At 48.8% G+C, this 25,391-nt stretch carries 22 protein-coding genes; 5 read left to right on the forward strand and 17 right to left on the reverse strand.

The window, feature by feature from the left end:
- Positions 1–35 precede the first annotated feature (35 nt).
- The 5 genes from PAGR_RS11760 to PAGR_RS11780 all read right to left on the reverse strand — a co-directional run bounded on the left by PAGR_RS11760 (position 36) and on the right by PAGR_RS11780 (position 5,099).
- Complete coding sequence (locus tag PAGR_RS11760) at positions 36–863, reverse strand: MBL fold metallo-hydrolase (protein WP_014605905.1); 828 nt, start codon at positions 861–863, stop codon at positions 36–38.
- Between the two features lie 106 nt (positions 864–969).
- Positions 970–1,677, reverse strand: a complete 708-nt coding sequence (locus PAGR_RS11765; RefSeq protein WP_014605906.1) for an alpha/beta hydrolase — start codon at positions 1,675–1,677, stop codon at positions 970–972.
- Positions 1,678–1,781: 104 nt separating this feature from the next.
- On the reverse strand, positions 1,782–2,363 hold the full coding sequence (locus PAGR_RS11770; protein ID WP_014605907.1) for a histidine phosphatase family protein: 582 nt from the start codon (positions 2,361–2,363) through the stop codon (positions 1,782–1,784).
- 172 nt (positions 2,364–2,535) lie between these two features.
- Positions 2,536–3,639 carry a mechanosensitive ion channel family protein gene (locus tag PAGR_RS11775; RefSeq protein WP_015700371.1) on the reverse strand — a complete coding sequence of 368 codons (1,104 nt, stop codon included), beginning with the start codon at positions 3,637–3,639 and terminating at the stop codon, positions 2,536–2,538.
- Between the two features lie 572 nt (positions 3,640–4,211).
- Complete coding sequence (locus PAGR_RS11780) at positions 4,212–5,099, reverse strand: SDR family oxidoreductase (RefSeq protein ID WP_014593635.1); 888 nt, start codon at positions 5,097–5,099, stop codon at positions 4,212–4,214.
- A gap of 124 nt (positions 5,100–5,223) precedes the next feature.
- On the opposite strand from PAGR_RS11780, the gene PAGR_RS11785 reads away from it, so the two are divergent.
- The gene (locus PAGR_RS11785; protein ID WP_015700373.1) at positions 5,224–6,126 is read left to right on the forward strand and encodes an AraC family transcriptional regulator; all 903 of its coding nucleotides are present in this window, start codon (positions 5,224–5,226) and stop codon (positions 6,124–6,126) included.
- Positions 6,127–6,215: 89 nt separating this feature from the next.
- On the opposite strand, the gene PAGR_RS11790 is transcribed toward PAGR_RS11785, so the two are convergent.
- The 7 genes from PAGR_RS11790 to PAGR_RS11820 all read right to left on the reverse strand — a co-directional run bounded on the left by PAGR_RS11790 (position 6,216) and on the right by PAGR_RS11820 (position 14,188).
- Positions 6,216–7,646 carry a purine-cytosine permease family protein gene (locus tag PAGR_RS11790; protein WP_014605908.1) on the reverse strand — a complete coding sequence of 477 codons (1,431 nt, stop codon included), beginning with the start codon at positions 7,644–7,646 and terminating at the stop codon, positions 6,216–6,218.
- A gap of 513 nt (positions 7,647–8,159) precedes the next feature.
- Positions 8,160–9,029 (reverse strand): N-acetylmuramoyl-L-alanine amidase, encoded by an 870-nt coding sequence (locus PAGR_RS11795; RefSeq protein WP_044042549.1) that lies wholly within the window; start codon positions 9,027–9,029, stop codon positions 8,160–8,162.
- A gap of 24 nt (positions 9,030–9,053) precedes the next feature.
- Complete coding sequence (locus PAGR_RS11800; protein WP_029568750.1) at positions 9,054–9,329, reverse strand: helix-turn-helix transcriptional regulator; 276 nt, start codon at positions 9,327–9,329, stop codon at positions 9,054–9,056.
- A gap of 687 nt (positions 9,330–10,016) precedes the next feature.
- Positions 10,017–10,265 (reverse strand): helix-turn-helix transcriptional regulator, encoded by a 249-nt coding sequence (locus PAGR_RS11805; RefSeq protein WP_013025676.1) that lies wholly within the window; start codon positions 10,263–10,265, stop codon positions 10,017–10,019.
- A gap of 51 nt (positions 10,266–10,316) precedes the next feature.
- On the reverse strand, positions 10,317–11,021 hold the full coding sequence (locus PAGR_RS11810) for a fimbria/pilus periplasmic chaperone (protein ID WP_014605911.1): 705 nt from the start codon (positions 11,019–11,021) through the stop codon (positions 10,317–10,319).
- The gene (locus PAGR_RS11815) at positions 10,993–13,353 is read right to left on the reverse strand and encodes a fimbria/pilus outer membrane usher protein (protein WP_014605912.1); all 2,361 of its coding nucleotides are present in this window, start codon (positions 13,351–13,353) and stop codon (positions 10,993–10,995) included. The genes PAGR_RS11810 and PAGR_RS11815 overlap by 29 nt, the downstream gene beginning before the upstream one ends.
- 55 nt (positions 13,354–13,408) lie before the next feature.
- Entirely contained in the window at positions 13,409–14,188 is a 780-nt protein-coding gene (locus PAGR_RS11820; RefSeq protein ID WP_014605913.1) for a DUF1120 domain-containing protein, read from the reverse strand.
- Between the two features lie 1,687 nt (positions 14,189–15,875).
- Here PAGR_RS11820 and PAGR_RS11825 point away from each other — a divergent pair.
- Both PAGR_RS11825 and PAGR_RS11830 read left to right on the forward strand, forming a co-directional pair.
- Positions 15,876–16,769 (forward strand): winged helix-turn-helix domain-containing protein, encoded by an 894-nt coding sequence (locus PAGR_RS11825; protein ID WP_014605914.1) that lies wholly within the window; start codon positions 15,876–15,878, stop codon positions 16,767–16,769.
- The gene (locus PAGR_RS11830) at positions 16,759–17,220 is read left to right on the forward strand and encodes a YqeJ family protein (protein ID WP_014605915.1); all 462 of its coding nucleotides are present in this window, start codon (positions 16,759–16,761) and stop codon (positions 17,218–17,220) included. Before PAGR_RS11825 ends, PAGR_RS11830 begins: the two co-directional genes overlap by 11 nt.
- Before the next feature lie 85 nt (positions 17,221–17,305).
- On the opposite strand, the gene PAGR_RS11835 is transcribed toward PAGR_RS11830, so the two are convergent.
- From PAGR_RS11835 to ytfQ, 5 genes are all read right to left on the reverse strand, one after another.
- Positions 17,306–18,886 (reverse strand): sensor domain-containing diguanylate cyclase, encoded by a 1,581-nt coding sequence (locus tag PAGR_RS11835; RefSeq protein ID WP_014605916.1) that lies wholly within the window; start codon positions 18,884–18,886, stop codon positions 17,306–17,308.
- Between the two features lie 525 nt (positions 18,887–19,411).
- Positions 19,412–20,398 (reverse strand): galactofuranose ABC transporter, permease protein YjfF, encoded by a 987-nt coding sequence (yjfF, locus tag PAGR_RS11840; RefSeq protein ID WP_014605917.1) that lies wholly within the window; start codon positions 20,396–20,398, stop codon positions 19,412–19,414.
- Positions 20,395–21,411: a galactofuranose ABC transporter, ATP-binding protein YtfT gene (gene ytfT, locus PAGR_RS11845; protein ID WP_014593626.1), complete on the reverse strand. Its 1,017-nt coding sequence runs from the start codon at positions 21,409–21,411 to the stop codon at positions 20,395–20,397. Before ytfT ends, yjfF begins: the two co-directional genes overlap by 4 nt.
- Positions 21,404–22,924, reverse strand: coding sequence for a sugar ABC transporter ATP-binding protein (locus PAGR_RS11850; RefSeq protein WP_014605918.1), 1,521 nt, complete (start codon positions 22,922–22,924; stop codon positions 21,404–21,406). The genes ytfT and PAGR_RS11850 overlap by 8 nt, the downstream gene beginning before the upstream one ends.
- Positions 22,925–22,978: 54 nt before the next feature.
- On the reverse strand, positions 22,979–23,935 hold the full coding sequence (ytfQ, locus tag PAGR_RS11855; protein WP_013025666.1) for a galactofuranose ABC transporter, galactofuranose-binding protein YtfQ: 957 nt from the start codon (positions 23,933–23,935) through the stop codon (positions 22,979–22,981).
- 666 nt (positions 23,936–24,601) lie between these two features.
- Between ytfQ and ydgT the strand changes: the two genes are divergently transcribed.
- Both ydgT and PAGR_RS11865 read left to right on the forward strand, forming a co-directional pair.
- Positions 24,602–24,817 (forward strand): transcription modulator YdgT, encoded by a 216-nt coding sequence (gene ydgT / locus PAGR_RS11860; RefSeq protein ID WP_014605919.1) that lies wholly within the window; start codon positions 24,602–24,604, stop codon positions 24,815–24,817.
- Between the two features lie 106 nt (positions 24,818–24,923).
- Positions 24,924–25,367: a DUF2569 domain-containing protein gene (locus tag PAGR_RS11865; protein WP_013025664.1), complete on the forward strand. Its 444-nt coding sequence runs from the start codon at positions 24,924–24,926 to the stop codon at positions 25,365–25,367.
- Positions 25,368–25,391: the final 24 nt, after the last annotated feature.

Raw genomic sequence — 25,391 nt, forward strand, 5'->3', positions numbered from 1 at the left:
AGGCAAGGATGACAACGTGAGATAACCCAACCGGCTCAGACAAAACGCCATTCAAAGCCGTTTGCCGTTTTATTGATATGACCGGCGGAACTTCGGGCAAAGTGAGCGCTGAACCATAGCGCCTGATTCTCGACAGCCCATTCCATCGCCCAGCGGCGTTGAACTTCAGCCTGCTCTGCGTTGGCACAAAAGCGTGAGGCCAGATGAGGCTGCCTGACCTGAAGCTCGTTATGCATCAGGTCACCGCTGAATAAGGCATATTCCCCCGCACTGTGCAGGATAATCGACGCATGATCGTGGCTGTGCCCCGGTGTCGGGACAACGCGTAACACTTCTGCGAAATGCGGCGTTTGACTCACATCGAACGTCTCAAGTAACCCGGCATCGATCACCGGGTTAAAGCTGTCTTCTAAAACCGTTTTTCTTGCCGGATCGTTTTGCCAGCTTTTCAGGCCAATAGCGGAACAGTGATAGCGCGCATTTTTGAAAAATGGCGTCCACTTGCCTTCAACCTGATGGGTATTCCAGCCAACATGGTCGCCATGCAGATGGGTGAGCAAAACGACGTCCACCTCATCGGGATCAATGCCTGTCTCGCGAAAACGTTGTTCATAAGGCGTATCCAGTTGGTGGGAAAGCGGAGAGCCGGGGCGCTCACGTCCATTACCACTCGCTGTATCAATGACAATGACGTTATCTGGCGTTCGGACAATCCAGCTATGCACCGAAAGCGCGATATTTTCAGGAGAAAGACCGTCCAGCTGCTGGTCTGGATATAGCATGCTCACAGATAATGACGCCTCAAGTTCCGAAACCTTGAAGACGTCACAGTCACCCACGCGATAGTTCGATTTCTGTTTCACAGTAGCCCCTAAGACAGGATGAAATGATGCTTTTGATGAGTATGATTGAATCGTATCAGCTGGAAGAGGTTATCCCTGCAAAAATCTCATCGCCCCGCCCTCTGTGCTAATCCGTCACCAGCCGGGCTATGTTTTCGCCTAAATCTAAAAGAAAGGCCTCCCGCGACGGATGTGAATCGGTTACCTGCGGAGGCAAGGTATTCATGAAGGTAAAATGCCCGGCCTCTTCCATCACACAGAGATAAGTCTGCGTGTAACCCTCCAGTGCCTGTTTAAGAAAGCAGGCCTGGGACGGGGGCGTCAGGCTGTCCTTTTCACCTGCCCAGATGTGAACAGGTACGTTCACCGCTGCCAGCGCAGACGGAGCCTGGAAAAAATCGGCGGGCGGTGCCAGTAAAATAAGTCGATGCAACATCCGGTCGCCGGCGAAAACAACCGATTCCCCTGTGCTTGTCATCGCTACAGCCCCAGCATTAAGCAATAAAATCACGCTACCCAGGGAGTGGCCAACACCGGTAACCGACGCATAACCGCTACAAAATTCATTCTGAGCCCGCGCAAGCCGCTGGCAGCGTTCCAGTAATTCAGCTCTGGTGGGCACGGGTGAGGTCAACCGTTCAAAGTGTGGCGCGACAACGGAAACGCCATGGCGGGCAAAGGTCTGGAGAAGTTCAAGATGGCGCAGCGGACTGCCGCCCAGCCCCGCAGCAAAAAGGATACAGCGCGTCGCCCCCTTAACCTGCAATAAGGTGACGTCAAACGCCTCTTCCCCATGTTTGATCCGAGACGTTTCCGTGAGATCACTTTTGTCCATCAAAACGCATCCCTCTTAACCGATTGTCAAAAATATTAACAGGCTATCGCCACCTTTACGCGTTGGATGCCGTTCTGCCACACAGCAAACCCCGGCTTCGTCAATTATGACTGGTCAGGACATTGAGATGAAACGTCATTGAGCCCCTCTGCATCCTGAGTAAATGATTTGAAGTGCTGGCGATCGTCAATTTTTACCACATAAATTGAATCAAAATCCGCTGACGGCCAGTCAGGTACAAGCCCCGCATCTCCGCCCGTTTTTTCAACAAGTGTTCGGGCAGCAATGACCAGATTTTTATGCTCCCAGGCGATCATGGTCAGCGGAACGCGTTTCTCATTGAGAAGGTCAGAGACCAGTTTACGGGGTTTATCCGCGTGAAAGCGCAGTATTACAGGCCTGGAAACCTGCACCGCCAGAGGGATCAGCGTGGAGAGTGGCCGCAGCGAACTCCCTGTTTTATCCTCTTTTGGTGCAGAGGCGTAAAGCGCATCCGGGTTTCCATAACGGCTCAGCAACACTGCAGGAAGTTTCAAGGCCCGATTAAGACCTTTGCAGGTCAGTTGACCACTTGCGTTGTCGGGTTTTTCGCCATGACGAAAAAAAACATAGGTACTGTCGGCCTCAGCACTCAAGGGGACAAGGACAGTACACGCAAACATTAAAGCCAAAAATTTCTTCATCATGACGTCCTGTGAGTCATAAATTCGCCAGTAAGGGCCTGATTTCAGAGCAGTTCACCAACAACAGATTAACGATTGATGAACGAATGAATCCGCTGACTGGCTGCACAAGTGCGCCAGACACAGGCACAATAGCGCTTATGCCCCGTCCGGCGCATCTGTATTCTGTGCGCTGTCACCCAAGCGAGCCCGGTTGCGACCTGGCCTCCTGGCCGTTCATCTCCGAATCGGTCAGCGTCGCTCTGACATGCGGCAAACTCTGCGGATAATGTTGCTGAATAAACTCAATCATTTTCTCACGTACGTAACAGCGTAAATCCCAGGCCGTGGGAGAGTTCTGTGCGGTCATTAACAACCTGATGGTCATGGTTTTTTCGCTGGTATCGGTGACCTGGAGCACCTGCGTCTGCTGATCCCAAAGCCTCGTTTCACTGAGTACTTTTTCAAAATGCTGACGGAGAGGTTCCAGCGGCATGGAATAATCCACGTAAAGAAAAACCGAGCCGAGTATTTGCGCGTTATTCCGCGTCCAGTTCTGAAAGGCATTTTCGGTAAAGTAGGTAATGGGCAGAACCAGTCGGCGCAGGTCCCAGATACGCACGACAACGTAGGTCAGATTGATCTCCTCAATCCAGCCCCACTCTTTTTCCACGACCACGGCATCGTCAATTTTTATCGGTTGCGTGAAGGCAATTTGGATTCCGGCAAACAGATTCACCAGCGACTTCTGCAGTGCAAAGCCAATGATGATTCCGGCTACGCCAGCACCCGCCAGAATCGTCGTGCCAAATTTACGCACACCCGGAAAGCTCAGCAGAATCATGGACAGACAGAATAACACCAGGATGACGATGGCGACCTTTTTGACATACATTAATTGCGTACGAATCTTGCGGGCGCGAAGGTTATTCGACAGATTAATGTCATAACGGATGAAGAGCATATCCTGCGCCACATTCGTCAACCGAATCAATACCGAGCAGACCGACAGGATAATAAAAATATTGGCGGTGGCGGTGATAAAATTCAGGGATTTTGGGGGGATATTAATATAATTCACCCCAATATTGATGAGCAGTAGGGGAATAAAAAGAAACAGGGATCCACGTAGATGCTTTTCAAGCGATTTGAACAGTTTTCTGTCGCGATTTTGCCAGTAGCGAATAAACACAAAAAGAACAAATCGGGACAGAAAGCCCACAATTAACGAAAAGATAACCAGTAAAACCGCAGGCACCCAGGTTGGCACCCCTGAGAACTCATCAAAGATCAACGACATCATTTTCCCTTCTCAAGCAATCGACAGCCTTCGGCTGTATGAAAGGTCACTAAAATCAGTAACCGCTGTTTTCTCGGTTATCTGCGAACGACGTGATTACGTATAGTAGTCTATGAAAAATTTGACCCACTGCCTCTTTAATCGGATAAAAACCGCGTAAGGCGGCCATTTTTAGCGGCGTTGTGTTCATAACCGACTGAAAATAAGACTTATTTACTTTCGGGCAAGTAAGATATCGCCATCGGTTTCACTCAACCGACATGCTCTGCTGGTAGCGTGGGAAATACGCGAAAGCGCAGCAAGGCCTGGCAGGCCAGGCTTCGATGCAAAACATGCCGAGCGAGACAGGCACGATTGCCGCACAACCGCCACGTCAAACACAAAGCCGCCACCTTGCAGAGGGCAAACACTCCTACCCGTCAGTTTAAAAAGGTGTTTTCCCCGGGGAAAGCACACCACCTGGCCGCCTGCGGTCGGCGACGCGCAGAACGATGTCGCTTTGGCAGGGCATGTTACGTTGAGCAGGCCTACTTAGGGTGCAGCGGACCTGGCAGAGCAGTGTCGTTATCCCTTTAACGCAGACGAACCTGCTCAAGGTCAGCCAGTAAGCCGGGCCCCTGTGGTTTCCAGTCCAGATCCCTGCGGGTGATTGCAGCCGAAGCAGACATGTCCTCTGCAACAAATTTGCTCAACGCGCCAAAGTGTGCTGATGCTTCACTCGCCCCAATGCGTACCACCGGCACATTAAGCACCTGTCCAATCGTTTCGGCAATGCTGCGCAGGGGAATACCTTCTTCTGCTACGGCATGATAGCGCCTGCCCGCCAGATTTTTTTCAAGGGCGAGGACATAAAGCCGTGCAGCATCACTGATATGTACTGCCGACCAGCGGTTCTGACCCTCGCCCACCCAGGCCGAGACGCCCTTTTGCCGGGCCGTTTCAATCAATGAGGTCACTAGCCCTTGTTTCAAGGGATTATGCACCTGAGAGAGCCGGATGACGGCAACATTGATCCCTTTTTCTAAGACCGCCATTGCGCCCCGTTCTGTCGCCTTACGCGGATTGCGGTGTTCAACGTTAACGTGGTTTTCAACTGCCAGGCTGCCAGGCCCTGCAGAGCCCAGCGCGACGGCGGACGTGACGATCAGCGGCCGCTGCGTTCCCGCCAGGGCTTCACCCAGCGCCTCAACCACCAGCCTGTCTTTTTCGCATTGGGCGACAAACGTGGAAAAATCATGATTAAACGCTGTGTGAATAACCCCGTCGCTTAGTGACGCGCCGCGCCGCAGGCATTGAAGATCGTTAATGTCGCCCAAAAAGGGTTCGACACCCGCAGCAGCCAGCACTTCCGCGCCTTTTTGGCTGCGGGTCAGCCCTGCAACCTGGTAGCCGGAGGCAATAAGCTGAGCGGCAACCGCGGTGCCGATAAATCCCGTCGCGCCGGTAAGAAAAATTCGCATCCTGTTCGTCCTTACTGTGAATCAGCCATCATTTAACAACCCGATGCAGCTAATTTAGACGGGAGGCGTAATACATTCTATGCTGGAACGTCGCTGTTTTATGTCCGATCGTCCGGAGCAGACTATGGACCCGCTATCACAGTTGTTATCGCTACTCAAAACTGAAAGTTACGTTTCAGGCGGTGTTGTTCTCGATCCTGCGCAGGCAGTCCAATGGCCCGCTCATGACGGGGTCAAATGCTATGCCGTCGTGTTTGGATCCTGCTGGCTGTCCGTTGAGGGACTGGCAGAGCCCGTCAGGCTCACCGCTGGAGAGTGTTATCTTTTACCTCCCGGCCCCCCTTTCAGACTGGCAACAGACTTAACGCGAAAACCGGTCGATTTTCAGACCGTCCGGACTGAAATGATTTCCGATATCGCAAGCAAAACGCACGAAACGTCAGGTTGTTTTCTGGTAGGCGGGCATTTTTTACTGGCTGGCCGCGCTGCACGCCTGCTTTTGCATTCCTTATCACCCGTGGTGCATGTTCACAGAGACGCAGATAAAAAGGCGATGTATTGGGCACTTGAACGGATGGCTCAGGAAGTGCGCGCCCCTCAGCCGGGCAGCGAGCTTATCGTGCAGCAACTGGCTTTTATGCTGGTCATACAGGCCCTGCGATTGCACGCCGATGACAGCACAACTCCCCGCACTGGCTGGCTCTTTGCTCTCCGCGATAAAAAGCTGAGCGCGGCGATAGCCTGTATGCACGATGCCCCCGGACAGGGCTGGACAGTGGAAACGCTCGCCACGCAAGTGGGAATGTCACGTTCGGCGTTCGCACAACACTTTAGCCAAACCGTCGGTATGGCTCCTGCTGCCTATCTCACCCAGTGGCGAATGCTGTTGGCCTGCGACCGCTTACAACAGACTGATGACTCTGTACTGCATATTGCCACCTCGCTGGGATACGAGTCAGAAAGTGCATTCAGAAAAGCCTTTAAGCGCGTCATCGGCTGCACACCTGGAAAATTCCCCGCAGGGTAACAGGTTCAAGCCTGCCCTGGCAGACGGCGACAGACGGGAATGTTGGACATGATGCGAGACAATCGCCGCGGTTGGCGATCGTCTCGCGGTTATTCGGCCGGGCAGACAGACGCTTCAAGTTTGCCCCGCCGATCCCACCGGCAGGCAAGCAGCCACAGCAGCGCCGTCACAATCCAGCCGATGATCCACGAGATGTCGTTGCCGGCAAAGATCCAGGTCAGCGAACCATGATAAAGCGGGTTATCGATAAACGGCAGTTGCACCAGCACGCCCAGAAAGTAGACCGAAATACCGGCCCCGTTCCAGCGCCCATAGCGCCCGTCTGGCTGCGACAGCGCCGGGATATCTACTTTGCCATGGGTGATGAGATAAAAATCAGTCAGGCTTATCGCGCTCCAGGGCACAAAGAAAGCCAGCAGAAACAGCAGGAAGTGCGTAAAGGATTTCAGGAAAGCCGGTTCACTCAGCAGGGCAATCACGCAGGCCAGCGTCACCATTGAGGTGACAAACATAACGCGCCCCGCCCGACTGAGCGAGGTTTGCTGGCGAAAACCCGACACAATGGTCGTCAGAGACATAAAACTGCCATAGGCATTTAACGTGGTGAACGTAATTTTGCCAAAGCAGATGGCGAAATAGATCACCATCGCCATGGTGGCGCTGCTGCCCAGACTCACAATATAGCCAACCTCATTGCCTGAAAAGGCCTTACCGGCGATCGCGGCAACGATCACGCCCAGGGTCATTGATGCCTGGGTGCCGGTCATGCTGCCAAAGAACACCGAGCAGAACAGCGTCCTTGCGGAAACATCGGCGGGAAGATAGCGCGAATAGTCAGAGACATAGGGGCAAAACGCAATTTGCCAGGAGGAAGACAGCGAGACCGCCAGCAGAAAGTTAGCCAGCGTAAAATGGCGATTCTGCCATACCGCCGATAAGTCGTGAGTGGTGAGCAGCGTGATGAACAAATAGGCAAAGGCCAGGACGCCGATCACGCTCGCCAGTTTCCCCAGTTGATGAATCACACGATAGCCCAGCACCGCAATCACCACAATAAGGGCGCTAAACACCACCATTCCGGTCGCGTTGCTGACGTGAATAAGCTTCGCCAGCGCCTGTCCCGCCAGCACCGTACCACTGGCAGAAAAGCCGACGTACATTATACAGACCAGCACCAGGGGAATGACCGCACCGAATACACCAAACTGCATGCGGCTGGTGATCATCTGCGGTAACCCCAGGCGCGGGCCCTGAATGGCATGTAACGACATGATGCCCGCCCCGATGATTTGGCCGACCAGCAGCCCAACCAGCGACCACACCACATCGCCGCCCAGAACCACAGCCAGCGCGCCCGTGACAATGGCGGTGATTTGCAGATTACCGCCAAACCAGAGGGTAAACTGGCTGAAAGGCTGCCCGTGACGTTCGCGCGGCGGGATGTAATCAATCGAACGGGTTTCTGACAGGCGCGGTTTCTCTGCGCCTGAATAATCTGCTGCAGGTGATTCAGCTGGCATAGTTTCCTCACTGGAACACAGCATACGCGGTGCGTTGAGACCTATTGTTGAACGGATGGATGCGTAAACGGTAGTACATGTATATACATGTAACGATACTGTCACGCGAGTTGAGAAGTTACAAGATGACGCGTCATTGGAAAATGTGATGGTGCAGGCAAGCCTGACAGGTGACCGCGCATCGCTTGCTAGCATGTCGGGCGTGAAAACGAACAATTGCGCTGGCTCCTGCCCTCAACCCGTCAGATTGACGTATTGAAGGCAAAGCCGAGTACAGGCGAAACGCGCCACATGCCTTACCAGGTGTTAAATCCACAACAGCCAACACGGGAAAATTGCGATATGAATCTCCGTCTGGCTCCGTTCACAAACTGACAGGAGCCCTTATAAGGAGTCAGCCTAAACATAACGTTTGCCCGTTAGCCGCCCACCCAGCACACCGCCTCTGCGTGACTGGCGTCCGTAACAGCCCGATGCTCAAAGTCGCTGCCTGGCCTTGAGTTGATGATCCCTTCAATCAATGGCCTTTGGGCGATACTGTTCGTTAAGCGCCTGGGCAATTGCCTCTGTTTCCGCATCAGGTATGCCGTTATCAAGCGCCGGTCTGAAGTGCATTTGAAACGCCTGAATGGTTTTTATAGTCTCCTCGTCCAGCACACCCGTTTGTGGAATAGCATCATATCCATAGGTTTTAAGTAGCACCTGCATTTTATGAACATTCACAGGTGCGGTTGGTAGACGACCGTTGAGATATTTTTTTATTTTCTCTGCTTCCGGCCAGGCCCCGATCCCCTGAGCAGCCAGTTGTTTCCAGGGAAACAGCTTACCGGGGTCTTGTTTTCGCAGGGGGGCGATATCACTATGACCGACTACGTTATCAGGGGTAATATTATAACGCTGGATAATACGCCTGGACAACGCGACAAGCGCCTTGATTTGTTTTTCATCGTAGGGATACCAGGTTTTATGTCCCAACATATTTTCTGAAAAACCACGATTAACAATCTCAATACCGACAGAAGAATCATTGAGATTGACACGCCCATTCCAGTTACTGACACCGGCGTGCCAGGCGCGCTTATCTTCATGGACCAGTGGATAGATGAGGGGTTTATCTGCTGTATTGTCAGGCGACTCAGGAATAAGGTAATGGGCGCTGACATTATTACCTGTAAGAAGTTTTAACGATGTCGCGTTATCAGCGGCCGTGTAATGAAAAACCAGGAAACGAATACGTTCGTTTTGGGCGAGTGAAGAATAATCATGGCTCAGCGTATAGTCTTGCCTGTTTGCTTTTGACGAAATGCTATGGCTACAACCTGTAAGTGATAACAGTAAAAACAGGCTGGTAAGGATGCATCTTGCATTCTTTTTAATTCCCATATCAATTAAATCCTTTTGCAACATTTACTTTATCCTGATCGCTCTTTTATTCTGACGGAGGATAGAAAATTCAATTTCGCTCCTCTGATAAGAAAGCCTGTTTTCCAAAAACCACATAATGAATTCATTATCATTCTTCACGCCGATCTTTTTCATCACTCTCCGTTTATAATAACTGACTGCTTTCTCCGGCAGATTCATCCATTCGGCTATTTGCCTTACTGTCATCCCGGTCATAAAAAACCAGGTAACCGCCACTTCATTTTCAGTAAATGTCAGACAACGTTTTGCATTATCCATAAAAGTCACAACCCCTCCACTGGAGCAATAATTTTTTATCTCTCCACAAATAACCAAAAAAAATATTTAATTAACAATCAACTTCAAATCCCAACCTGTCATTCATCATCCCAACGCCATATAAAAATGCCACCTTCCCTAACCTGGTGGCATTCAGTGAACGACTAGCTAAGATAATTCCGGATTGTACGTACCGGATTAACATGCCTCCCTCAACCCGGCATCATAATTTCTAAAAACGCCGCATTTAATTGATAGAAACCCTAAGCACGAAGCCACACAGAACAGATTTCCATTCTCAGAATATCGGATGTACTGTTTTTTATTCGCCTCTCGCTATTTTCATATTCAATAAAGCGTTCAGCTCAGAACATTGAGATAACAATTTTAGGACGTTACACAACCAGAAAGGGTATTATCTGCGCCTGTCTGTAACTCATCCCCGCCAGTTACAGAAAGGCGCAGAATCCTCCGGCAATATCTTTCCCCCCTACAGCGGCCAAAAGCCCCCTTTTCCTCGCAACGTTTTGCCAGCACCGCCTCCAACGCCATAAACCTTCCCTGCACCTGCCCACTTACATTGCGGAGAGGAAGGCATATCGCCGGCACAGTGCCGAGAGCGTTCAGCCAAAATATTCAAACCACGTACACCCGTTGGTTATTAATTGGATGAATCCTCGTTTTGCACTAACCCTCCCTCTCCTCAAGACTAAAAGAGGGACGGTTGGCGATGAACCAGAGAATAAGTTCCTTATTGTTTTTCACACCTAATTTACGCATCACCCTGCGTTTGTGGTAACGAATTTTCAGCACATCCATGCCTGTCCGGCACGCAATCTGCTGTAATTTCATTCCGGTCATGTAAAACCCTATTACGGCAATTTCTTTGTCCGTTAAAAAAACATTTTCTCCATGTTTCCCGATAACCCTAAGCACATGTTATCTCCATAGCGAATCAGTAAACCTCAAAGGCGCGCCTGCAATAAACTACAGGGTGACTTTATTTGTTTTTAACTGATAATTATAATCACTGACGCTGGTGATGCTCAGATGCATACCCTTTGAAAGTGGATGAGAAGGTGTAGCGCACAACGTCTCCTGCGGAAGAACATAAGGCTTCGTAAAAGTGATTTTCGATCCGCCTTCATCTGTATTAACCAAAGGTGAGAAACGGAACACTTTAGCGCTGGGATTACTTATACAGAGATCGCCGCGGACTAACTGATATTGTACGCGCTGCCACATATCTTTTTGCTCGATATCTTTTCTGACGTTAACTACGACCGGCAGATCTTGCCCAATGAGAATTTTCACCTTTCCATCGCTGACCTCATCCTTAGGTGGTAATCCTGTAAATACGACGCGCGCGATATGCTCTTTTACATCCGGCGTATTGGTACGGTAAATTACCCGAATGCTCTGGATGTCGCCCGGACCTATTACAATAGCCTGAGGTTCAGTATACAGTGTGCCACCGGCAAGATTATCGTCTGGTAGACGCCGGATTTTGCTGTAAAGCAGCACACTTTTATCGCCATTATTCTTAATATCAATAGTCGACTCCTGCTTACCTGACTCGATCAACACCGCTGATGATGAAGGTAGAATTTCGGCACTGGTATCATGAATAAGACCTGTAAATATGAAAACACTCATAGAAACGTTACGAAGCATGACAGTTGAAAATAACATTTTTAATACTCTCCTGTTGATTCAGACGACGAGATGAAAGTTTACATTGCATATTTAAATGCGTAGGTGACGACATACCTTCTGATTCCAGCTTTCCGATATCTTTTTCATCGATTAAAAGAATATCTTTGTCGATGAAACGGGCAATTAATTTTCCAGAACCGTCATAAAAAAGATCACTCTGATGAATGTCAGAAGGTTTGTGGCTCCATTTCAACAGCATTGAACGGTTATCCGCTATGCCAAATTTAAAGAACGGCACCGATCCGCGAACAGCTGAAAAATCTCTGACGTTGTTTTTAATGATTACACCTGATGGCAGACCTTCCGGGCTAACGCGAATAAAATCATTTCGTCCTTCAGCGACAGGCGTAATTATGGCTTTTCCATCATGATTGGTGACCGCACTACTTTGTAATGAGGCGACATCAAGATAATGATGGACGCCTGTGTCGACCACCGCCCAGGTATTGCCAATACGGTTTGGTGAGAAAATAACGCCTTCTTTACTAATGGCAACAGCACCGGATAAATATGCCGCGGTGGTCTGCGATACGCCTCCGGCATCTCGTCCCTGGGAAAGCGAGACATCCGCAGTGGTGTAAGGTGTAATGACGGCATTATCCAGCGAGTAGCTTTCTGACCGACCCGCGCCCGACGTACGCATCTGGCTGGCAGTCACGGTATAGTTTTTAGATACCGGCGCACTGAGCGAATTCGACAGGCGCGCTCTGTTACCGTACGTGTAGTACTGACTTCGCCAGTTAGCGCTGTGTTTGTTGAAACTTAGTGGAAGGCTCAAGAAAAGATTGAGGCTGATCTTATCTTTTTGCGTTTGTCCGGGGCTTAAAGACATGTAGGAGACACCTACGCCCAACGAAGCTTTTCCCACAGGTAAGTTCAGACTGCCTGACAATGAATTGAAACCAGGCGCATCGTAGAAACGATAATGTGTTAACGAGATACTTCCTGTCACGCCATAGGAAAACTGCTGCGTCTGCGTTAAACCAATGCTGCTCCGCTGTGCATTGTAATTCCCGAGTCGTGCCTGGCCAATATAGCTAAAATGCCGGCTGTTACGACTAAAATTAAGGCTGGTATTTTTATAGCTGCCTGAAACATCCAAACTCAGGCCCTTCTGGTTTTTCTCATTTTGTACGCTTGTCAGGCTGGAGCGAAAGCGAAAATCTTTTTTGAAAGCCGTATTGCTGACCGTAAGCCCGCGATAGCCTGACGCAGTGACCATAGCGACCGATGGGGCGAAGATTGAATTTAGCGTTCTGGAGAAACCGGCGCCGCTTACCGTGCTTCTGCTGCTGCTAACGGTACGTCCCGTAAAAGCATAATAGCCCGCGTTACCATCCTGGTCAGAGGTGATTTGCGCGCGTGAGATGATGCGCGAGTCAACGATCTGCCCGTCTCGCTTAACCAATACCCTGACGTCATCACTAAAGCCAGCTACCGGAATATTACGCAGTTCCGCATGGCCTTTCTGAATGATTTGTTTCCAGAGAAGCAAGTTATTTTGCCAGAACTCGACAGTCAGCGTTTCTGCAGCTTCATAATTAAAGTTCACAAATGCCGTCGCGTTGCCGTTGGCGGAGGAGATGATGGCACCATCAATATAGCCAGTGCCAAACCCACCATCGCTAACGATTGTTCGTCCTGCGCGGACGCGAACATTTTGATAGTCTCGCTCAATATAGCCATCACGTATCGTGTTAACCGCCGTACGTGCGTTACGGCTGCTAAAGGAACTGTAGTAACCATGTGAGCGAATAATCGTATTGTTCATATTAATTCCGGCTTCATAATCTGTATTGATACTGTTGAGGGAGGTTTCTCCTCCTGAAAAGCGATAGGCATAGGTATTGTAATTTATAAATGCCCCGTTCCCGCCACTCAACCTTTGCTTCCCCTCTGGATTAATCAGATATTTTACAGGGACTAACAACCGTAAGGTATTATTAGCCCGATCAAATTCAGCCTGAATCTGTTTATCCAGATAAAAATATTTACTGCCATTTCTGGCTTTGTAGGGCGACCATGCTAACGCTTTTATTCCTGCTTTTGATTTTATGTCTTCCGAATAAACCGCTGCATTTTTAACCGAAAAGACCCTTCCTGATAAAATATATTTTCCATTGATGTAAATATCAGATTCCGTTTCTCGCTCTGGCATTACATGCTGATTAAGTGCATTATCAAGCTGCGCAGAAGTGATACCATTCGCAGCCATCAAATTAGAATCAAAATGTAGCGTTTCACTCCGCACTGGTGCTATAAAAATTAAAAAGAAAATAACAGTAACAACATAATATATTTTTTGCATGTCAAAATCAGGCACCTCATAGGGAGATGCCTGCTGTCGCTCTCAAAAAAATAAATTAGAAATAACGTACGTTAATCTGTGCAGTACCCTGCCATTCAACCTGTTGTGCATTGGTTATCATATTTCCGGCGTTTAATTGCGGTTCGATGTCAAACACCCATGAAATAACTTTCCCTGAGGCTGGTGCACTGGTCGTTTCATCCCATGGTGTCCAGTCTTCCGTTTTCTTATAACTCCAATTGGCATTTAACACACGACCAAACGCAGTACCACTGTGCGAACCACTATTCTGATAACCGAAAGAGGTCGTATTGGTCACGCCGTCTACCGTTGATGAAACAGGGCTGATGGTAAAATTCCCCAATTTATTTCCCGTTACCGGATCCATCCCTAAACCAAAAATACGCGTACTATCTGCATGCCCACTTCTGTTATTGGTATTCACACCCACCATAGCACTGCTTTCATTGGGGTCGGTCGCCCAGAATGCCACTTTCTGCGCTGAGGGACAACTTACCTGTAATGTCACTTGTTTCGCTGCAAAGGTATTGACCGCGGTTTGATTAAGATCTTCGTGCTGAGTAATCCCCCAGTCAAGAGCCTCACCGCCTACAACATTTGCTGTACAGGCGTTCGGCGCAATGATGCCATGAACATTAATGTCGGTTCCCGCCATGGCTGAATGGCAAAATAATGCACTGGTGGTGAAACTCAACGCTAATACTGTTTTATTAAAAGACACGTTATTCTTCCTTATCTCTGTATAAAAAAATCGACACAAGCCGCTCAGGCTTAATGCGGTGAGAAATATAACGTTAAACATTGAAATCGCCATATGAATTAATCTCTTTTTTTATAAAATAATCTTTTGTTTTTTATTGTTAAAAATCAATAAGATAGACACATACCCTATGCCACATTTAAAGCAATGTTTTTTTGATTGATTTATAAATAAATTCAGAAAAGAACATACACATCAACTCCCAATATTTACTTATCACTGCGTGAAAACCCGTCTTTTAAAGATTGCAATGGACACCTGCCGGATTAGCCTGCCCTCTCCAGTTCCTTTTCATACTTTTTTCTGTGTCGAAGCGTCAGTACACACAACGCCATGCCGTCACATCTGATTGACGCTGTTTCATTGCCCTACTAATCACGTTTAAAATAGACAAACGTTCAGCCTGACGCTGTCGTTAGTCACTCAACCTGAATGCATTACTTAAGATGTTTCATTCCTGACCATTTTCATTCCTTTAGTTCATTACTGGTTTACATTGACTCACAGCCATATCTTTTAGTCAGATAGTCGTACCAGAAAAGCTTACCGTTTTATCCTACCTTCCCGTTAAATCAGCAATATGTTTGAAAAAGAAAGTGCGGTGCAAACCGTGACGCTCTTAGAACATTGGGCCTCAGGCCTGGGTAGCGCACTTTTCGATACTTAACGTCAGGAGATCAGGAAACGACAGACATTCTGTCAGGTCGATGAGAGTGGTGTTTGTTACAGCGGGATATTGATTACATGATGTCTACGATGCGTTGCTAAGCCATAATGTCGCAGGTATGGATAAATACAGCATGACACAGGTAAGTGAGGACAGTTAAAAACATCATCAACGCCCCATTGAAATGCAATACCTTAACGTTAAACGAAGCAACGTAAGATTCTGTGATGCCCACCTGGAATTCTCGCGTGATTTACTTAAACAACGGCTGATGCGTGATCTCAGGCTGCAGTGACGATGAGTATCATTGAGGTAGAGGTTCTTTGAAAATGGAGGGTGTATTCGTTCCGCTCAGTCTGCAATCTGGGCTTAATCTGGTTGGTTTAACAACCCTGCACATTATTTTCTTGCAGATTTTATCCTCGCCCAACCCCCCTGGTCGCATGATGTCTGTCTGCGCGACCTGAGGATTGCGCGCATGCAGCTACGCCTACCTCTGATGTGGATAGAGCTGACGGCTTATTAAAAGACGTATGTATGTGCGTTTTTCATATGAGTGCGTATGCTGACAACAACGTCTGTTTTGAATGATGCAGTGAACGGCAGCAAGCGCGTAAACCAATGAGAGTTCAAATGAATCTGACACCTGCCGTTGACCAGAACGCCTGACTGACAGGGCAAATGAGAATGTATATAATTACTATTAGAGAAATTTTTGAGAAGTTAATTGCGCGTTTTAACATCGTTATCTGCTGTCTTTCGCGTGCGACAGCGGGCTACATAAGAAGCCTAAACCCGCTTCAGGTTCCCTCTAAAAACATTACTATTTTTTATTAAATTAAATTTAAAATTATAAACAATAAAATCAATTACTTACAACTTAAATCATGTATTTTATATTCCACTTAAATTAAAAAAGCCAAAGGCATGCAAATAAAACTCTTTTATTTAATTTGATTTGAAAATTATTCAGCACTATGCTGATGTCGATTCAGATAACAAATTTTTATCTATTAATTCCTTTCAATAGATGGGTATTCATGTCCATTTCTTTTGGTACAGATGGAGAGCACTTTGAGCCGAAAGATTACACTTAATCACTTTCTGGTTTTTGAACCCGAGAAAAAAAGAATTACTGGCAGAGGCAATCCGGCGATCATTAGTGCTTCAGCATCACTATGCTTCGAGTTGCTCATTGAAAATGTCGGTGAGTTAGTCACTCATCAACAGTTTTTTGACTATGCATGGCGTCGTTTTGGCATGGAGCCGACCTCTACGTCCCTCTATCAGAATATATCCAGCCTCAGGCGCGCACTGAGTAAAGCCGGACTGCAGGAAGACATCATTCGAACGATGCCCCGGCGTGGTTTTATTCTGTCACCACAAACCGTGGTGATGAAAGAAAATACCGTTACAGCCTCTTCAGCAACTGTCTTGAGTGAGAAAAATTATGAACCTCTTTCGTCAGAAGAAAACACAGAATCGCACGAGGGAGCATCTCCAGCCGTGTTACAGCACGCAGATGTCGAGGATGATAAAGATGATAAGACGGTTTTACCCTCAACACGTCAACGTGATCACTCGCCATGGCTACCCACAACAGAAATGTTGTTAGCACGACTCTCTTTTAAAAATGTGTTTTTTACCGCCATCACTTTCGTTTCTTTTTGCTGTATTTTTATTTTTATCAAAGTCGAACCGCAATCGGCAGAGCCCGTTTTCGCTCACAGCATGGACTATAAAGGCTGCGTGATTTTTAATAACTCAGACGCCTGGCTCAATAGCGCTGAGTTAAAAAAACGCGTAGATGATTTGGATATCAATTGTAAAGACAGTCAATATATCTATATGACATCTTTTAAAAATGCTGACAGACTCTCTTACTTTCAATGCCAGCACCCCTTGCACGCTACAATTCGAGCAAACTGTCTCTCTCATTATTATGTTAAGAATTTCAATGATGAATAAAATTCTGGTTCTGACAGGGCTATGCTTTATCGCTCTTTTATTGTATCCATTTAGTGGAAACCGGGAACACCGTATATCATGTAAAGCGGATATTTCTTATCAGTGGCAAGATAGCACGCTAAATTTATTCATTTCTCAAAACATCCAGAATGGCAAAGGGATACTGGCTCTCTCTGGTACGCTTCATGAAAAAAATAAAGCCGATGGTTATTTAAGTAAAACCATATCTTTCTCCTATCGAGAACAGGGCTATTATTATCACCTTAACTCAGATTTGGTCATCAACTCGCCACAAATGACCATGAGCGTTCAGGATCAAAGAAAATGGTTACCTGATTTCTTTATTGAAAAAGGGAAGCCTCTGCTGCTGAAAATCAGGCCTTACGGTGATAAAGCCTGGCTTTTTTACTCTGAGACTACGCCACTTTTCGTCTGTGAAAGAAGTAGTTAGCTTTTTTAACGATTTTTCACCCTTGTCCACTGCACGACGCTGAGATCTCAATGTTGATAATCTTGACGTCGTGCAGTGCATTTTTTTACGACGAAATCAGTTTACTTCTGGCAGAAACAACTCTGTTTCGCCCCTCATGCTTTGCCTGGTACAACCATTGGTCAACGGAAAGCAATGTTTCCTCAATATCGTTGTTATGGTGAGCTAAACTCTCCACGCCAGCTGATATTGTCATTTTTCCTACTTCGCTAAATTGCGCACATGCGATATGTTCACGGATACGATTTGCAATAGATTCAGCCTCTGAGATTTGTGTATTCGGAAAGAAAACAACAAATTCTTCGCCACCAAACCGACAAACAATATCGTTAGTGCGGCAGCCTTTTTTTAAAAACATCGCGACGGCCACTAACGTTTTATCACCGATATCATGCCCATAGTGATCATTAATGCGCTTAAAGTAATCGATATCGAAAGAGGCAAGACTATGTTCGTTTTTAGCAGAGAGGTAAGGCGCGGTAAGTTGCTCAAATCCACGTCGGTTATACAGTTTGGTCAGATGATCGGTTATTGCATCATCACGTAATATGGCCAACGTTTTATTAATTGTGTTCGAATAAGCCAAAAAAGATTTTTTCAGCCGGTCAGATTCTTTATACCACGTTTTTATACCCTTGATTTTGGGAGGCAAATCCTTCGTTGTAGTAGACCGGGTCAGGCCAGCGAGTCTTTCGAGCGGTTTGGAAATCTGCGTGGAAACAAAGATGCTCACACCGACCAATAGCAATGCTATCACCAGTCCATAAACCAACACATCTTTAGCGATAAGCGTGAGTGTCGTGCTGACCACGTCAGGCGAAACGCATACGAATACGTGCCAGTTGGTTTTGATAACGTCTGAATAGCCTAACAGGCAGTCGCGTTGTTCTAACGTTGTCTTTAATCCACCGCTGCTGGCCTGATTCAGCCGCGTCGTCAGGCTGGTAGTCAAAGGATTGTTTTTTCCTGTAAGCATCTCATCAGGTGAATAAATGACTTCTCCAGTATCTGAAACAATGCTGATCGTTGTTTTATCAGTGTAAAAATGATGGCTCATGAGGCGGCTTAAAATACTTTTTCTTTTCAGGTAGATAGATCCTGCAATATAACCCAGATACGCCCCCGAAGAGGAATAGATCGGGTTCGACAAAAAAATGAGATAGTTACCTGTGGAAGGTGTAAAGGGTTCTGATACGAACGCCCCCTTTTTTACCGCCATCAACTGTTCAGGGGCAACATTCAAAGACGTACCAACAGGCAGTAAACCTGGTGGAGAGGATGCCGCAACGTAACCGTCTGGCGTTAGCATCACGACTGAACTGAACATATCCGATTGCAGTCTTAATCTGTCAGCTTCTTGCTGTAGTGCCTGTTTGTCTTCAAAACGTTTAATCTGAGTGGCACTGTATGCAAGCTCTTTTTGTGCCGTTCTGAATGTACTGTCGGTCATATCAGCAAGCTTACGGGCATAGGCGGTGTTAGATTCAATAATTCTTTTTTCAGTCAGAACCTTAAGAACAACGCCCACCACCAATATCAGCATGAGTGCAGTAATGACTATGCAACCAACAGAATGCAGGCACAGAAGCCCTTTTAACGAGGGTTTATAGGTTTTATTCATTCCCACAGCAGGTCTCTGTTATTTGCCATCATTATTTCAAAGATATTAGCACTGCCTGGAAAAAACAAAGCGTTTCACGGCTAAACGTCACCCTCTTACTCTCGCTAATCAGCGACATCGCGCTGTTAAAGGCGTAAATCCAGCGCTTGCCAGACTGGCAATCCGGTGACGCAGTTATACCGCTGGCACCCTCTTCTCCATCATTAACCTTATTCTGCCGTGAAAAAGAGGCGGGCCGTCGTTAACGTCTTCTGAAACAGGCCAAATACGTACAGGACAGGCATTCATTGCAAATGCGTTATGACCTGCTAGCAATAATAAACCGACATAACGCAGAGGGAATGGACATGCTTTATCCGTGATTGAGAAAGCATGCAGGCTGGCATGATGTGATACAACGCATGCACCCGCACGATGAATAATCCCTGTTCAGGCAATGCTTATTCACTCACGCTCTCTCACCTACCATTACCGATTATGGGTTGCGCCACCTGCTACTCAAAAAAGCGGCGCATCAGCGCCGCCCTTAGCTTATTGAATCAGCCGTTTCACCGGCGCGTTCCGTTGACGATCCCACATCACCGTCAGCAGGCGCTGTAACGCGATAAACGCAAACAGCAAAATGCCAATAGCAATCTTGGTCCACCAGGAACTGAGCGTGCCGTCAAAGTTGATCCAGGTTTGAATAAGCCCCTGAATTAACACGCCGAACAAGGTGCCCAGCACCGTGCCTACGCCACCCGAGAGTAAGGTTCCGCCAATCACTACAGAGGCAATCGCATCCAGTTCCACGCCCAATCCAGCCAGGGCATAGCCCGCCGAGGTATAGATGGAAAACACAATGCCGGCCAGCGTCGCCAGGGTAGTCGACAGCATGTAGATCTTAATGGTGGTGGCGCGGGTTGAAACGCCCATGAGTTGCGCGGAGGTCAGGCTGCCGCCAATCGCATAAACCTGATTACCAAAGCGAGTGCGGTGCGCCAGAATGATCCCGCCCGCCACCACCACCAGCATGATCAGCGCCAGCAAACTGAGCCGCCCGCCCCCCGGAACCTTCCATGCCATGCTGGACAGCGTGGCGTAAAGAGGATGATCGATCGGAATAGAATTCTCAGAGACCAGGTAACTGCAGCCGCGCAGAAAAAACATGCCCGCCAGGGTGATAATAAATGCGGGAATTTTCAGCGCATCAATCAGCCAGCCCATCATGGCACCAAACATCGCTCCCATACTCAGGATGAGGGCAAACGCCAGGACGGGGTTGAGGTGATAGTCACCGATAACCTTTGCCAAAAATACACCCGAAAAGGCAATGACGGCCCCCACTGAAAGATCGATGCCGCCCGATAAAATCACAAAGGTCATACCGACAGCGATAATGCCGAGGAAGGCGTTATCCGTCAAAATGTTACAGATCACCCGCGTGGAAGCAAAGCCGGGAAACTGGCTCAGGCAAAACAGATAGCCCATGACGAACACCAGTAGGGTGATCATTAGAGGCAGATGACGTTTAATCATGATGGACGTCTCCGTTTAAACATCGCAATAAAGCGCGGGGATTGCAGAAGCAGAACGCACATGACCACTATCGCCTTCACCACCTGATTCAACTCTGGCGGAAAGCCAGAGAGTAGAATACCGGTGTTCATCGACTGAATAATCAGCGCACCTATCAATGACAGCACGATGTTAAACCGGCCGCCCATCAGGGACGCTCCGCCGATGACCACGGCGAGAATCGCATCCAGTTCCAGCCACAATCCGGCATTGTTAGCATCTGCGCCACGAATATCCGCCGCCACAATCAGGCCGGCTACCGCCGCGCAAAGGCCGCTGATGGCATAGGTGGACATCACCACCAGCCAGCCATTTACGCCTGCATTGCGCGCGGCGCGCAGGTTAATGCCCACGGCTTCGATAAACAGCCCCAGGGCGGTTTTGCGCGCCAGTAGCCAGACCAGCAACGCAACCGCCACCGTGATCCAGACCGGCACCGGTAACAACCACAGCGCCCCATTCCCAAACCAGCCAAGGCTGTCATTATTAAAGGTTACGATTTGCCCCTGAGTAATAAGCTGAGCAATACCGCGTCCGGCGACCATTAAAATCAGCGTGGCAACAAACGGCTGGATACGGAGTAAGGCCACCAGAATGCCGTTCCATATGCCGCAGGCCAGACCGCTGGCCAGCGTCACCATAATGATAAAGGGTACACCGTGCCCGGCGACGGTCAGCGTAGCGGCGGTGGCGCCGGCAATCGCCATCACGGCGCCGACCGACAGGTCGATCCCGCCGGTGGCGATGACCAGCGTCATGCCGATGGCCAGTAAAGCAACGGGCGCGGCGCGGTTGATAATGTCGATCGGACTGCCAAACAGCCGTCCGTCCTGAAGATGAATCGCAAAAAAGTTATTCGCGACCAGGCTGTCAACTAACAGCACCAGCAACAGGGCAATAATCTGCGGCATGCCGGGCGGCAGCCTGAACTTGCGACGTTGAGGTTTGGTCGCGGTGACCGGGGATTCAAGCATGCTGCGTACCTCCGTCAGCAATAGCGTTAACGATTGCCGCCACTGAAAGCTGCTCCAGTGGAATTTCAGCCACCTGTTTCAGATCACGCATGATCAATACACGATCGGCGTAGCCGACCAGCTCTTCCAGCTCTGAAGAGATAACCAGCAGCGCCAGACCATCAGCACACAGCGACTCGATGAGGCGGATAATTTCCGCATGAGCGCCCACATCAATGCCGCGCGTCGGTTCATCCAGGATCAGGAACTGCGGTTTTGTCACCAGCCAGCGTGACAGCAGAACCTTTTGCTGATTGCCGCCCGATAACAGCTCAACGGGCTGCTCTGCATGCGGCGTGCGAATACCCAGACTTTTAATAAAACGTTCGGCAATCGCCTGCTGTTCCCGTTTTTTAATCGGCCGTAACCAGCCGCGCTGCGCCTGCAGGGCCAGAATAATATTTTCCCGCACCGAGGCCGCACCAATGATACCGTCGGTTTTGCGGTCTTCCGGACAGAACCCCATGCCCAGGCGTGAGGCCTGAGCAGGCGTGCGAATGTGTTCAACTTTGCCTTTGATTTTTGCCGTACCGCGATCGGCGCGACGAATACCAAATAACACTTCGGCCGTTTCAGTGCGTCCGGACCCCAACAGTCCGGCCAGCCCCACCACTTCGCCGGGCCTGACCTGCAGGCTGAAAGGCTCGATGGTGCCTTTCTTGCCGTAATCTTCAAAAGACACCACAGGCTGATTACTGCGTAGCGTGCTGCCCTGACGCTGCAGCGCGGTCGCCATCAGCTCACGGCCAATCATCAGTTTCACCAGTTCAATCTGCGGCAGCGTTGCCGTGTCATGCGTGGCGATGAATTTACCATTGCGCAGTACGGTGATGCGGTCGGTGATGCGATAAACCTGATCCAGAAAATGCGTGACGAAAATCAGGCTCATGCCGCGATTTTTCAGCTGCGTCATGAGGGTAAACAGCATTTCAACCTCGCTGGCATCCAGGCTGGCAGTAGGTTCATCCAGAATCAGGACCTGCGCAGAAAGATCGACAGCCCGGCAGATGGCAATGATCTGCTGCATGGCGACTGAATAGTGGCCAAGGGGCTGGGTGACATCAAGGGCAAAACCGTAATTACGCATCAGGGCATCGGCATCGCGAACCATGCGCTTACGATCGATCATGCCAAAACGACGCGGTTCACGCCCGATATACAGGTTATCTGCCACCGACATGTTGGGCAGCAGGTTAACTTCCTGATAAACCGTACCGATACCGATATCCTGGGCTTCGGCGGTGCTGTGCGGCGAAATCGCCTGGCCGTTTAGCGTTACGGTGCCGCTGTCCCGGGTGTAAACGCCGGTCAGGACTTTTATGAGTGTGGATTTTCCGGCGCCGTTTTCACCTAACAGCGCCATGATCTCGCCTTTACGCAGGCTGAAAGACACATCGTCCAGCGCTTTGACGCCGGGGAAGCCTTTACTGACGCCGCTGATGGCTAAAAGAGGTTGTTCGTTGTGTGTGGTCATGCTGTCAACTCCGCCCTACATCATGGAAAACCGCCCCGAAGGGCGGCCTGCGGCTTAGTAACCCATGTTCTTTTTCTTATCTAACTCGGCCTGCGCGTCAGCAGGTAAAAAGAGTTTTGATTGCGTTCTGATAATTTTTGGCGGCAGCGTGCCGTCTTTTTTGAATTTTTCCAGCGCGTCAAACGCCGGGCCTGCCATGTTTGGCGTTAATTCCACGTTTGCGTTGGCTTCGCCTGCCAGCATGGCTTTATAGATATCAGGTACACCGTCAATCGAACCGGTCAGGATGTCTTTACCCGGTTTCAGGCCGGCCTCTTTGATGGCCTGAATGGCACCGATGGCCATGTCATCGTTATGGGCGTAAACCATGCAAATGTTTTTGCCGTTATTCTCTGCTTTGATAAAGCTTTCCATGACTTCTTTACCTTTACTGCGGGTGAAGTCGCCAGACTGAGAACGGATGATTTTGATATTAGGATGACCGCTAATCGCTTCGGCAAAGCCTTTTTTGCGGTCGATGGCGACGCTGGCGCCTACCGTGCCTTGAAGTTCAACGACGTTACACTTCTTGTCGCCCACCGTTTTCACCAGCCAGTCACCGATAAGCTTACCTTCCAGCACGTTATCTGCCGTTACGACAGCCTGGTACAGCGAGTTGTCTTTCACCACAATGGCGCGATCCAGCAGGTAAACCGGGATTTTCGCGTCTTTAGCTTCTTCTAATACCGGCTCCCAGCCCGTCTGAACCACTGGTGCGATAAAGATGGCATCAACGCCCTGCGCAATAAATGAACGCACGGCCTTGATTTGGTTCTCTTGTTTTTGTTGTCCATCGGCAATCTTCAGATTGATGCCGCGTTTTTTGGCTTCGCTTTTTGCCACATTGGTTTCAGCGGAGCGCCAGCCGGATTCAGAACCTACCTGTGAGAATCCCACTGTCATTTCCGCCGCTAACACTGAGCCACTTAATGCGGCGCTGACCAGCGTGGTCAGGAGTAAACGTTTCCACATAGTTTTTATTCCTCTGAAGGGCGTTCGCTGTATAGGGTAAAGTGCCCATTAAGACTGACGTAAAAAAAAGTAAATTAGGGCGACACGCTTCACAAAATCGAGCGATTTAAAGGAGTTACGCGTTTCATGAGGGGGCATTTCATCAGGGGTTATGGACAAAACGCCTGTGTGTTTTTTCAACTTATGATAAATAAATGTAATAAACAGAATCGTTTAAGTGTAGGCCAGTTGAAAACGATTACAGGGAGGCGTACAGAATGAGTTACGGCAATTATTCGGCGACAAAAAGTGCATTTTGTGATTTCCAGCACATCCCTACACGGCCCTGTATATCGAATGAAACGATTCCGCTATAAGCCTTTGTTGAGGGTTTACTGACGTTCTCTTCATCTGACGCGGGAAACGGGAATTAATGGCAGTCGATTCGTACATATAAACAAATAAAAAGTTACCTGGTCTGATCAACCCAAACAACATACGCCCTGTACAGCACCTGACCTGATAACGGCGGCGACGTTTACTGTGCACGAAAATGTTGAAAAGGGTTGTTTAGCGATCAATCTCTCGTGATTGTCTGATTTTTGCTTTTTTTAAGTGGCAGAACTGGACACGGCCGGGTGTCTCCCTATACTTGGCACTCTTTCCCATCCATCCGTTACGATAAAAATGACTGCGCACGATTATCTTTTAAAATTCCGCAAAGTGAATAACCTCGACAGTCTGGAAAAACTCTACGACCATCTGAATTATTCCCTTTCTGACAACACCGATATCATCAATATGTACCGGGCTGCAGATCATCGTCGCGCAGAGCTGGTATCCGGTGGTCGTCTGTTTGATCTGGGCTGCGTACCTAAATCGGTATGGCGCTACGTGGTATAATTCTGAGGTTCAGAATATTGTCTGAAAGCGCTTAGCCATAATGTTTCCCTTCTGTCTTAACATGCTATTCTGAGCCGCTTCTGACATTGAGACAGGATTAACCGCAATGAACACACAGGATGCCGCACCTCGTATTGGTGGCTGGCTTTTAGTGCCGCTGGCATGGTTGCTGATGACGCTGCTCACCACGGCGCTGGTGATGGCCATGTATCTGACACCGCTGTTTGATACACAATGGCGCGCCACCCTGTTTAATCACAGTTCGCTCGTCACCACCTACTGGGCCATTTCGCTTTTCACCGCCACCGCGCTGTGGGCTTACAGCATGTGGGTTGTGTGGATTTTCTTTAAGCGCTCTTCCCGGCTGCCACGCCACTATATTGTCTGGTTGCTGATTACCGTGCTGCTGGCCCTGAAAACGTTTGCCTTTACGCCGGTTTCTGACGCCCGGGCGATTCAGACGTTACTGCTGTCTCTGGCGGCAGCGGCAATTTTTGTGCCTTATTTCAAGCGTTCAGCACGGGTAAAAGCGACGTTTACTCAGCGGTGAGGCCAAAATTATCGCCAACAGTTT

The organism is Pantoea ananatis PA13 (assembly GCF_000233595.1).
In the GTDB taxonomy this organism is placed as follows: domain Bacteria; phylum Pseudomonadota; class Gammaproteobacteria; order Enterobacterales; family Enterobacteriaceae; genus Pantoea; species Pantoea ananatis.